Annotated in this window: 9 protein-coding genes and 1 pseudogene; 4 read left to right on the forward strand and 6 right to left on the reverse strand. The window is 30.4% G+C overall.

The genetic code is table 11. From position 1 onward, the window contains the following. The first annotated feature begins 117 nt into the window (after positions 1–117). The 4 genes from RH82_RS06195 to RH82_RS06210 are packed head-to-tail and all read left to right on the forward strand — an operon-like array spanning position 118 to position 3,464. Entirely contained in the window at positions 118–1,746 is a 1,629-nt protein-coding gene (locus RH82_RS06195) for an acyl-CoA carboxylase subunit beta (RefSeq protein ID WP_034059101.1), read from the forward strand. Positions 1,747–1,748: 2 nt separating this feature from the next. Next, positions 1,749–2,591, forward strand: a complete 843-nt coding sequence (locus RH82_RS06200) for a hypothetical protein (protein WP_034059102.1) — start codon at positions 1,749–1,751, stop codon at positions 2,589–2,591. Continuing rightward, positions 2,588–2,998, forward strand: a complete 411-nt coding sequence (locus RH82_RS06205; RefSeq protein ID WP_034059103.1) for a hypothetical protein — start codon at positions 2,588–2,590, stop codon at positions 2,996–2,998. The genes RH82_RS06200 and RH82_RS06205 overlap by 4 nt, the downstream gene beginning before the upstream one ends. Continuing rightward, entirely contained in the window at positions 2,973–3,464 is a 492-nt protein-coding gene (locus tag RH82_RS06210; RefSeq protein WP_034059104.1) for a hypothetical protein, read from the forward strand. Before RH82_RS06205 ends, RH82_RS06210 begins: the two co-directional genes overlap by 26 nt. A gap of 34 nt (positions 3,465–3,498) precedes the next feature. On the opposite strand, the gene RH82_RS06215 is transcribed toward RH82_RS06210, so the two are convergent. The 6 genes and pseudogenes from RH82_RS06215 to RH82_RS06240 form a co-directional block, all read right to left on the reverse strand. Continuing rightward, positions 3,499–3,879: a carboxypeptidase-like regulatory domain-containing protein gene (locus tag RH82_RS06215; protein ID WP_034059106.1), complete on the reverse strand. Its 381-nt coding sequence runs from the start codon at positions 3,877–3,879 to the stop codon at positions 3,499–3,501. 7 nt (positions 3,880–3,886) lie between these two features. Beyond that, positions 3,887–6,092, reverse strand: a pseudogene (locus tag RH82_RS06220) (YfbK domain-containing protein). Positions 6,093–6,263: 171 nt separating this feature from the next. Beyond that, positions 6,264–6,692, reverse strand: coding sequence for a YfaP family protein (locus RH82_RS06225; RefSeq protein ID WP_156112430.1), 429 nt, complete (start codon positions 6,690–6,692; stop codon positions 6,264–6,266). A 27-nt stretch (positions 6,693–6,719) separates the two neighbouring features. Continuing rightward, positions 6,720–9,590, reverse strand: coding sequence for a VIT domain-containing protein (locus RH82_RS17735; protein ID WP_081979199.1), 2,871 nt, complete (start codon positions 9,588–9,590; stop codon positions 6,720–6,722). Positions 9,591–9,698: 108 nt separating this feature from the next. Continuing rightward, entirely contained in the window at positions 9,699–10,343 is a 645-nt protein-coding gene (locus tag RH82_RS06235) for a vWA domain-containing protein (RefSeq protein WP_034059109.1), read from the reverse strand. Between the two features lie 307 nt (positions 10,344–10,650). After that, complete coding sequence (locus tag RH82_RS06240; protein ID WP_034059111.1) at positions 10,651–12,294, reverse strand: carboxypeptidase-like regulatory domain-containing protein; 1,644 nt, start codon at positions 12,292–12,294, stop codon at positions 10,651–10,653. Between the last annotated feature and the right edge of the window lie 114 nt (positions 12,295–12,408).

The raw sequence follows: 12,408 nt of genomic DNA on the forward strand, positions 1-12,408 counted from the left end.
AATATACAATAACAATTCAACATATCCCAAGGAATGTATTTCCTTGGAATATTATTTAACAAAACATTCGTTTTTAAACCAACAACTTGTTTTGTAAATTCGTAAAAAATAAAATGTATGGACATCAACTTCAATAAGAATGAAGATCACAATAAACTTCTAGTTTCAGATTTAAAAAAACGCTTTGCACATGTTAAATTAGGAGGTGGACAAAAGCGTATAGATAAGCATAAGGCAAAAGGCAAGATGACTGCTAGAGAGCGTGTTGACTATTTACTAGACGCTAAATCTAAATCGATTGAGATTGGAGCTTTTGCTGGAGATGGAATGTATGCAGAGCATGGTGGCTGCCCTTCTGGAGGTGTCGTTGTTAAGATTGGTTATGTAAAAGGAAGGCAGTGTATTGTTGTTGCTAATGATGCCACAGTAAAGGCTGGAGCTTGGTTTCCTATTACCGGAAAAAAGAATTTACGTGCACAAGAGATATCCATAGAAAACAGATTACCTATTATTTATTTAGTAGATTCTGCTGGTGTTTATTTACCAATGCAAGATGAAATTTTCCCTGATAAAGAACATTTTGGACGTATTTTCAGAAATAACGCTGTAATGAGTAGTATGGGTATTACACAAATTTCGGCTGTTATGGGAAGTTGTGTTGCTGGTGGAGCATATTTACCAATTATGAGTGACGAAGCCCTAATTGTTGATAAAACAGCAAGTATTTTTCTTGCGGGAAGTTATTTGGTAAAAGCTGCAATTGGAGAATCTATAGATAATGAAACTCTAGGTGGTGCCACTACACATTGTGAAATTTCTGGTGTTACGGATTACAAAGCCAAAGATGATAAAGATGCGCTTGATAAAATAAAATTTATTGTTGATAAGATTGGTGATTATGACAAAGCTGGTTTTAGCAAAACGGATTCTTTTAAACCAAAAGAGAATGAAGATGATATTTTCGGAATTCTACCAAAAGAAAGAAATGCGCAATATGATATGTTAGACATCATAAGCCGTTTGGTAGATAAATCTGAATTTGAACAATATAAAGAAGGTTATGGACAAACAATTCTTACAGGTTATGCAAGAATTGATGGTTGGGCAGTTGGTATTGTTGCTAATCAACGAAAATTAGTGAAAACTAAAAATGGAGAAATGCAGTTTGGCGGTGTAATTTATAATGATAGTGCAGATAAAGCAACACGTTTTATTGCTAATTGTAATCAGAAAAAAATACCTTTAGTATTCTTGCAGGATGTAACCGGTTTTATGGTTGGTAGTAAAAGTGAACATGGCGGTATTATAAAAGATGGTGCCAAAATGGTAAATGCTGTTAGCAACTCTGTTGTACCAAAATTCACGATTATTATTGGAAATAGTTATGGTGCAGGAAATTATGCCATGTGTGGAAAAGCTTATGACCCAAGATTAATAGTCGCTTGGCCAAGTGCCGAATTGGCTGTTATGAGCGGAAACTCTGCTGCTAAAGTATTGCTTCAAATTGAAAAAGCTTCGCTTGAAAAGAAAGGTGAAAAAATTACGCCAGAAAAAGAAGCAGAACTCTTTAATAAAATAAAAGATAGGTATGACAATCAAGTGTCGCCTTACTATGCCGCTTCTAGAATTTGGACTGACGCTGTAATAAATCCTTTAGAGACAAGAACTTGGATTTCTATGGGCATTGAAGCTGCTAACCACGCTCCTATTGAAAAGCCTTTTAATATGGGTGTTTTACAAGTTTAATTATGAAGCATCTAATAATTACATTTTTTTGTATTATTTCTATTCAGGTTTTTTCTCAAGAAGAAAGCATTATTAAATTGAAGAAATCGTACAGAATTGCAAATTCAAACAAATCTATAACTTTAAGGTTTCCAAAAAAAACGACTATTACTTTGGACACTACGATAGTAGAGATAGACTCGTCGCAATTAAATTTTTTGAAAGATTTTTCTTTGTTAGATAATACTAATTTTACAAGAAAATATAAATGGCATGCCTTTGGGCGTTACGAAAATCGTAACATCACTCAAATTATAGGTCCAGTTTATATTTTTTTGGATGAAGACTTACCGAAAAACATAAAACTAAAATTCATAGCATTTATTGAAGATATTCCAGCTATAGATAATCTAAGCTTTTCTTTTACAGATGATTTTGAAAAAGCTAATTATTTTATTGATGTTTTAGATATAGACGTGAGTGCGTTTACTCAAAAACAAAAAACTGAGTTAACTGAAAATGAAATGATTAATGACACTTTTAGTGAGATGACCTATAAGTTTTATGCTAACGAAAATTCGAAATTAATTTCTTGTCATTACAAGATAAATAGATCAATAATTAACGACGCATCATTTTTAATAAAACTCAAAAAAGGTTTTTTTAGATCATTAGGCAACTTTTTTGAATCTAAATATGCTCCTAAAGTTTCATTATTATATAATAAACCATCAAGTGAAATAGAATTTGTTACTGATTATGATATAATAATGCTCAAATATCATTATCAGTATTTATATAATTTTAAAGTAAATTTAGGACAATTTGATACTCTAATTGAATTAAGGAAACAACTACACAAATGAGACTATTAATTACTATACTTATTACGTTTTTTTCAATACTCACTTTTGCTCAAGAGCACAAAGCTAATAAAGAAGACCATTCAAGAGCACTAATACCTTTAAAGTATTACAAACAAAAGTTTAAAAAGCCATTAACAAAAAAGGATAGTCTAAATTTTGTATTTAAGGATAATGATACATTAGTGGTATTGGAGAATTATAAGCCAAAAGGTGTTGGAGTACCATACGAATATAAAGACTCTACCTTTTTAGAAGCGTATACAAAAGTTGCCTTTGTGTATTACAATGATAGTTTAAAAAACAAGTCAAGAATGAGGTACTGGAAAAATGACATCTCACTCTTTTTCTCAAAATCGTTCCCTAAAAAACTAAAAAGAATTTATGGTTTTCGCAAATTCTTTAGTTAATAAAATCGATTCTCTTAATATTAATGTAGTAAAAAATGTAGAGGATTCTAATTATATTATTTACAATTCTGGTGATTTTGAATATGAATCGCGAATGATAAACAATAAAGCATCTGAGTACTATATGTATTGGAATGAGAAAAGCCAAATCTACAAGACAAGCGTAAAAATTATAACAAGCATAAACTTTAATGAAAAATTAAAACTTATAGCACTGAAAAAGCTTTTTTTTCAAAGTCTTGGTAATTTTAAATTTAATAATATGTTGGAATGTTCTAATTATTTCTCGGGTTGCTTTAATGAAAATTCAACCTTATCTGATTTTGATTTCGAATTATTAAAATATCATTATTCTTATGGTATCTGCAAAGGAACGAGCTACAAAACCTTTATGGCGCAACATAAGAAAGGTAAAGAAGTTTTAAAAAAGAAGAATTCTAGAATTATGTTTTTTCATGAAGAATAAAAAAAAGAACGCATTGCGTTCCTTTTTTTTAGCATTATCTAAATTTAATTATTGCATATTGGTATGTAATTTGAGGAGCAAAACGACCACGGTTAAACCCACAATTAGAAGTAATGACTTTTTGAAATTCTTCAGGGATTATTAAAGTAAAACTCATTTCATTTTTTGAAGTCACTGTTTTTTCAATATGAAAATCAATATATCTAAAAGTAATGACATCATTATATTTAGCAACTACAGCATATTTTCCATCGAAATCTGAAATACCATCAGTTTCTAATCCATTTACCTCAATTTTAACTCCTGGTAACGGTAAATGATCTTCATCTAATAGTGTTCCTGTTATTTCTTTTTGTTGTGCTGTTAAATGAATAGAAGTAAACAGTAAAATAATGATTAGCAAACTAATTTTCATTATGTTTTTATTGATTTAGCGATGAAATAAGTCTAATAAATTCTGCTCTATAGCCTAATTTATCCATTCCTCTCCCACTTTCAGCTAAAGTAATTACATCTTCAATTGTTGTATTGTTAAAGTAACTAGATTCTCTTAATTTCATCCCGAATAATGCAACAGCTGAAGCAAATTTCAAATCTTCTGAAGGCTCCTTTATTTCATCTTTTTGTATATGAACCATTTCTATACTCTTAAAGCCATCAGGTTGCTTATATCTAAATTTCACAGTTAGTAGTTCGTCTGAAAAATCATTATTTACTTCAGTTATGGTATATTTTAAATCTGAAACCTCCTTTAAATAATCACTTTTTACTCCAAAAGGAATTACTTCATAAAGTGCAGTTACCGTATGTCCACTTCCTAATTCTCCAGCATCTTTTGTATCATCTACAAAGTCTTTATCTTCTAATAATCTGTTTTCATATCCAATTAATCTGTAAGCTTGAACTTTTTTTGGATTAAACTCAACCTGGATCTTTACGTCTTTTGCTATAGTATAAAGTGTTCCTCCAAACTCTTTACCAAATACTTTTTGTGCTTCTTGCATGGTATCTATGTACGCATGATTACCATTCCCTTTATCTGCTAAAATCTCTAATTTCGAATCTTGATAATTACCATATCCAAAGCCTAAAACGGATAAAAACACTCCGGATTTACGTTTCTCTTCTATTAATTTCTTCATACTTCTATCGCTTGAAGCGCCTACATTAAAGTCTCCATCAGTAGCCAGGATTACTCGATTATTTCCTTCTTTTTTAAAATTTTCTTCAGCTAATTTATAAGCTAAATTAATTCCAGCTCCTCCTGCTGTAGAACCACCAGATTTTAAATTATCTAAGGCATATAAAATCTCTTTTTTATTGTTCCCATAAGTTGGCTTTAGTACAACTCCTGCAGCTCCTGCATAAACTACAATAGAAACTTTATCTTGTTCTCTAAGTTGATTTACCAATAATTTAAAAGCTTCTTTTAAAAGCGGTAATTTATTTTGAGCACTCATTGAACCAGAAACATCAATTAAAAATGTAAGATTAGATGCTGGAAGCAATTCATTTTTAAAAGTTTTGCCTTGTAACCCAATTTTAACAATTTGCGTTTGCGAATTCCGTATTAATAGAGAATGGATGTTTACTTGTTGGTTGCAGATAATTATAATCGAAATAATTCACCATTTCTTCTATTTTAATCGCATCAGGAGCAATAGTTTGTCCATTGTTAATCATACGTCTAACGTTACTATAAGACGCTTTATCTACATCTATAGAAAACGTAGAAAGTGGTGAGGTATTAGTGATTTCAAAATTGTTTTCTATAATTTCCACATAAGTATCTTGAAGCGGTTGTGGACTATTACGTCTAATAAATGATTGTTTTTGTATTGCCGCTTTAACTTCTTTAGACAATTTATAGTTTCCTCTTTTTGTAACTACAACTATAACACCATTATTACCTTGAGAACCGTATAATGCACTTCCGGCTGCTCCTTTTATAACATTAACTGCTTTTATGTTTTTCGCCTTTAGTTTGTTCAATTCTTTTGTAGTTGTAATTTTTCCATCAATAACGACTAAAGCTTGATTTCCTCCTTTAATAGAACGATTTCCTCTTAAAACAATTCGAGTACCTCCATTTACGCCATTGTTATTCTGGGTAATAGTTAATCCTGAAACTTTACCAGATAAAGAATTTACAACCGATGGATTATTTTGCCTTAATAGTTTCTTTATAGATACATTTGTTCTTTTGGTTTCCTTTGAAGCATTATAATAACCTCGATAAGAATTTGAGGACCGATTACCATTAACTTTTACACTTTGGTAAACGTGCGTTATATTATCTTTTTTTCTTTTAATTCCCAGAGATGTTACTACTACTTCTTCAAGTGTATTCATAGCTATTGGAAAACTTATATTATTTAATGCTCCAACTGTTTTCTCAACGGTATTGCCAACATAAGAATAAACAATAACATCTCCTACTTTAGCCATAATAGCATAGTTACCATTAAAGTCTGTAGTTGTTCCATTACTGGTTCCTTTTACAAGAACATTCACTCCTGGTAATGGTAAATGACTTCCATCTGATATGGTTCCAGTAATTTCTTTTTGTTGTGCTTGAATTTGCAATGTTGCAAATAATACGATAAGCAGTTTTAACACTTTTTTCATGATTATTAGTTTTTAGTTTAAAACAAAACTAGGGAGAAACAACACTTTAAAAAATAAGTAATGAGTAAAGAATCCTTTTCGTTGAGGGAAACGACACATTCATTAGGTAAAACAAAAAAAGGAACGCAATTGCGTTCCTTTTTTAAAAACTATACTTAATAAACATTAGGTTTAAACCTCAATCTTTGCAACTATCTGGTTGTCTTTAGATTTAGATAGCCTAACAACTTTAATCTCTTTTGTTTCATTTGGCTTACCAAAATTTCTAAATACTGTAACTTTCATAAACGTTGGGTTTTCAATTTTTTGATATCTATCGCCATAGTAATTTACTTTTACAAAATACGCTCCATCTTTTGCGTTTCTAATTGTAAATTCTTCTGGCCCAAAACCTTGCGTCATGTCTTTTGAAAGCTCTCCTCCTATTTGAGTTTTTACGTTTTTATAAGAGCATTCCTCGAAATTTGGATCTATAATGTGTAAATCGATATCTGTGTCGTTGTGATTCCAGTCTATAACCACTCTAACATCAAAATTTGTTTCAATTTTATTATAACTATCTAGGGAATCATCATTCACTTTAGAAGTATTTTGGAGCAACTTATTAATTTCATTTTTAGTAATGGTTTACATACCTTGAAACTTTCTTCGTCCTTTATTTTCATAAACAGCGCCACTTATTATTTTATTTAATAAATCGAAAGCTTTTTGTGTTTCTCCAATTTCTTGATACGCTAAAGCTAAATCTCTATACGATTGCGAATCTTCTGGTCTTAATTTTAAAACCTGATCGAAAATAAAACTCGCTAATTTGTAATTATTTATAGCTTCTAATTTATAAGCAAACACACGTAACAACTCGTAATTATCGAAATCTATTTCTGCAATATTTGTTAATATTCTCAAGCTATAATCGCTATTTTTATATTGCGAAAAGAAATCGTAAACATCAATATAATAAGCAGGAAAACTACTGTAATTTTCTCTTTGTGCTAAATATATTTTATAAGCTTGCTCTACATTTTGAGCTTTAGATAGTTCTTTAATATAAACAGCATTATTAGTTTGGTTTTTAATTTTAAGCCTTCCTCTATAGGTCACTCTTTTCTTTGGAGAATTATTAGACGCGCTATTAGAATTAAACCTTAATTCTGGTGTTGTAGTCACTACAATTACACCATTACTGCTTTGCGAACCATATAAAGCAGATCCACTTGCTCCTTTTATAACATTTATAGAACGAATTTGATTAGGGTCTATAGCGTTTAGTATTTCTGTACTAGAAATTGCACCATCAATAACAATTAATGCTTGATTATTTCCAGAAATAGAACGGTTTCCTCGTAATACAATTCTTGTTTCACCATTTACGCCATTAGTATTTTGAGTAATTTGTAATCCGCTTACTTTCCCTGATAAACTATTAACAACATTTGGATTGTTTGCTTTCGTTAATTCTTCGGTTTTAACTATTTGATAAGCACTTGTAACTTCATCTTTCTTTCTTTTAATTCCTAATGCAGTAATTACAACTTCATCTAAAGAGTTTTCAGTAATACTAAAACTAATGTTTGAAGAATTAGTAACATCAACTTCAGAAGTATTACCTACGTAAGAAAACACCAAAGTATTTCCGGTTAAAGCTGGAATGGTATAATTTCCATCAAAATCTGTAGTTGTTCCATTTGACGTTCCTTTTAAAAGAACATTAACGCCTGGAAGCGGCAAACCATCTTGATCTGTAATAGTTCCAAAAATAGTTCCGTTACTATTTGCGGGTGCATTAGCTTTTGAAACCACAGCATCTTCAATTTCTAAATCGGAGTCCTTATTCTCTATGTTAGTTCCAGAAACAACTTGCGTATTTCTATTACGCTCCATAATACTATTGTACTCTGCTAACAACTCTTTTGGTGGAGTAATTTTGTATTTCACATAATCCCAAACGGTTTCTAAGACTATTAAAGATGTGTGATTACTTATTACATTGTACTTTTTACTGTGCGTAATAATTTGATCTTTATTTTCTTCACTTTTTTGCTGAAGTATATTTAATTTCTGCTGTGCCCAAATACGTTTTACGAGCTGGTTTTCAATATCATTTGTAATAGTGATTTGTTCTTTTTGAGTGCTATCGTTTCCGTATCCGAAATTTAATGTAATGACATCATTTACTTTGAAACCTTTACCCGAAATAGAAAAATCGTTAGAAACTGTAGTGGGTTTATTAGGATAAAATTCTATACTCTTATTGTTTACTGAAGCTCCCAAAAATTTAAATGACTGGTATATTATTTCGTCGATAGCATCGCTAACACTAGTGTTTTTTAAGTTGATATATTTTCCGTTTGAAGCTTCTGCAATAGTATTTAATTTAGCATGATTGCCTTTAATAATACTATTGATAACAAAAAATGGCTGACTTGTTTTAGCAGAAAGCGCACTTAAATTTCGCATACCATCAGAGAACAAAAGTATTTCGTCTGTATCGATACTATTAAATAAATTCGAATAAGATGTACCGCCATCGTAAATAGAATTGGCGAGCTCCATTTTTAAATTGGTCCAATTTCCATTTTCAATTTTAAAAGCCTTCTCTTTAATAATGGTATTACTAAAGCTTACTAGTTTCACTTTTACATCTCCTAAATGTTTTAAATAATCGTTTAGAAAAGAAATCTCTTTTTCTAAATCTCTGTTTTCCATAGATAAAGAAACATCCCAAAATATGGTTATCGTTTTCGATTTCTTACGTGCTCTTTTTTCTGTATCTAGCTTCTTGTAGATATAGAAATAGTCTTCTGAAACAATCGTTTTATTACTAAGTTCTTGAGGTATTTTAATAGTTAAAGCATTACTTGGTGTGTAGTTTTCTTTTACAACTTTTGCATAAAAATTTTTATTAATAGTATTAAATTTAAAATCTCCCAGACTGCCTTCATCTAAGGAAGGCGCCAGTTTCTGATCGAACACTTGCATTGTAAAACTAAAATGGTCTAAGTTCTTTTTAAAACCTAAAGGCAACTGAAAATAATGTGCATTCTCACTCAATACTAATTCTTGTTCATGCGCTAAAACGATACGCTTATGCCTTTTAGCAAAAATTGGATAAATACGCGCTTTATAATTATTACCTGTTCCTTTTTCAAGTAATATTGGATCTACACCGCGTCTTACAACAGCTTCGAAAGCAACTCTACCTTGCTCCTTTTCTACAACTACGGCTTCTCGAAGTTTTCCGTTTACATCTAATGCCAATCTAGAAACATCTTGACCTTCGCCAAGCGGGAAACTTAATTCGCCTTCCAACACGGTATTTGTTGGGTTATAGAATAGCATATCGTAAGTTGTGGTTGCAATATTCCCTACGACTTCTACTTTAATGTCCAAAGAAGTAATTCCCAATTTGTCTTCGCCAACTTTTATAGATGGTATGTCTTGCGCTTGTACTTGCACTATTGCAAAGCACACAAAGAGTAATTTTAATACATTTTTCATAAGTTTATATTTATTAATTATTAATTGTCACATGTTATTCTCTGTTAATCATGAACTAAAATGGCTCTATTTTTAGCATGCGCGTTTGATACGGATTAATTTAAAATGTTAGTCTTTTATTAGTGAGATTATTTCTGGTAATAATGTTATGGCTGTCAATAAAACAACGTTATTCCCTTTACCTTTTGTAGTTCGTTTCTGAAGTGTTGCTACTTCAATTTTTGGCGTTTCAGTCTTATCTATCATTGCATTCGGGTTTCTTACCATAACAACACTATTATCTGCTGTTTCGTCAAAATGCTCTTGCGCTTGTTTATATGCCATAGCAATACCATCGTTATGTGTTTCTGTTATACTAGATTTCACATCGCTAATTACAGACAACATTTTTTTTATGTCTTTAGCCGAAACACGATCGAGTAACAACCCGTTTTGTCCAGCATAAACAAAAACCGAAATTTTGTCCTCTTTAATTAAACGTGTCGTTAAAAATTTGAATGCTTGTTGAAGAATAATTTTATCTTCTGAAGAATAATTGCTTTTAGAAGTTTCCAGAATGAAGCTTATTTGCCTCGTTTTAGTTTCTTCTGTTGCATTAGTATTTGCATTATTAACTGGAACCTTTAAAGGAAAGTGATTTGCTACAAAAGTTATTAAATGATCTAAGGAAACAGATTGTGTTTCTATACCATTTTGGGCGGAAAGTGATGTTAAGCTTATTAGCGTAACAAATAAAATGAATACTGTTTTCATAATCTTTGGTTTTAAAAGTTTAGTGTAAAACTATAACCAAAGTCTATGTTATAAAACACAGAATGAGTGAACAGGTACTTTTAGTGAGTGAACATTACTTTTAAATTAATAATAACAAAAAAACCTCAAAACGATGGCGTAATTTCTATATAAAACATACGCCTAATAGCAGATATACTTATGTTTCTCTATATAGCCTCTAGAAAAAATAATTAAAATTTACATTCAATTATTTCAAAATTCATTTGGCATAAACAAAAAAAAGAAACGCTTTCGCGTTTCTTTTTAATCAAATATAATTCTTTTTTTAGATCGTTATTTTAGCAACTATGCTTTCTCCATTAGACTTATCTAATTTAATGATTTTTACTTCTTTCTTTTGGTTTCGTTTACCAAAATTTTTATAAATAATTAGTTTAACAAATACGGCTTCATCCTTAGATTTATTAGCATCATTATATTTTAATCCAATAAAATAGTCACCTTTGCGAGCATTTCTAATAGTATATTCTTCTGGACCAAAAGCATCGTTTACATTTATAAGCTCTCCACCTAATCGCGTTCTTGGATTGTCTTTTGAAGCTATTTCTAAAGAAGGATCTATAACTTGTAAGTTAACATTACTATTTTCTCTATTCCAACTTGCCAATATTCTAATATCGAAAGTACTATTTAGCTTATAATAAGATTCTAATTTAGAATCATCAATATTTTTAGAGGTTTGAAGCATAGCATTAACTTCATTTTTAACAACACCATTAATTTTTGATGCCGCTTTGGTTAATTCTAGTAAATCTGTAAATAAGTTAAAAGCACGTTGTGTTTTACCCTTTTCGTTATAAATCTGAGCCAAATCTATATAAGATTGTGCGTTTCTTGGTCTTAGTATTAATAATCGCTTATAAACAGAACTTGCTAAATCGTACTCTTTATCTGCTTGTAGTTTCATAGCTAAACCTTTTAATGTTTCATAATTATCTATGTTAGAAATTACAACATCATTTAAAACCTTTTTACTATTCTCTTTATCATTAGCATTAGCGAAAAAACTGTAAACATCTACGTAATAAGAATTATGGTCCTTATAGTCTTCTCTTTGAGTTTCATATAGCTTATAGGCTTTTTCTGGACTAGATTGACGCTTTAAAGCTTTTATGTACGACGGTTTAGTATTCGTGTTTTTTACTTTTAAACTACCTCTATATTTTACTGTTTTTGGCTTATAAAATTTTGTATTATTGACGCTTCCTGTCCCTTTTTTTAATTTAACAACAACAACTCCATTACTGCCTTGGCTGCCATATAGAGCTGCTCCATTTGCTCCTTTTAAAACAGTTATAGTATCTATTAAGTAAGGATCTAGAGTTTCGAAAAAAGCATAGGTTGAAATCGCTCCATCTATTACTACTAATGCATTGTTATCGCCTCTAAGCGATCTATTACCTCTTAACCTTATAGCAGGAACATTTCCATTACTAGACATTAATACGTCTAAGCCGCTTACTTTCCCATCTAAACTTACTAACGCATTAGGATTATTTGCATGTGTTAATAGGTTATTATTAACTTCTTTATAACCATATCCTATTCTATCTTTTTTCTTTTCTAAACCCATAGCAAGCATAACTACATCACCATCTCTAATTGGTGTTCTCTTCATATTAATATTAATGGTATTTGCGTTCAACACTTTCACTTCCTTATTGGCATAGCCATTAAAATTAAAAATTAAGGTTTTACCTACAGAAACATTTAACGAATAATTTCCAAATAAGTTAGTTTGTGTTCCGTCTGCCGTATCTTGAATATTGATGGTGACATGAGGAAACGGATTTCCATCTTCGTCTAATACAATACCACTAATAATCTCCTTTTCTTGAGACACTAAGTTTTGCGAAAAGCTTTGTGAAGCTATGCAAATAGTCATAAATAATTTTAAAACTGTTTTCATAATATTTGATTTTTTGGTTCATATAAAACTAATAATTAGTTGTTATATAATAAAAGTATAATGAGTAAACACACCTTTTCAATGCGTGAAACATACTTTTGAATGCGTGAAAGT

This window comes from Lacinutrix jangbogonensis, from assembly GCF_000797445.1.
GTDB classification, from domain to species: domain Bacteria; phylum Bacteroidota; class Bacteroidia; order Flavobacteriales; family Flavobacteriaceae; genus Lacinutrix; species Lacinutrix jangbogonensis.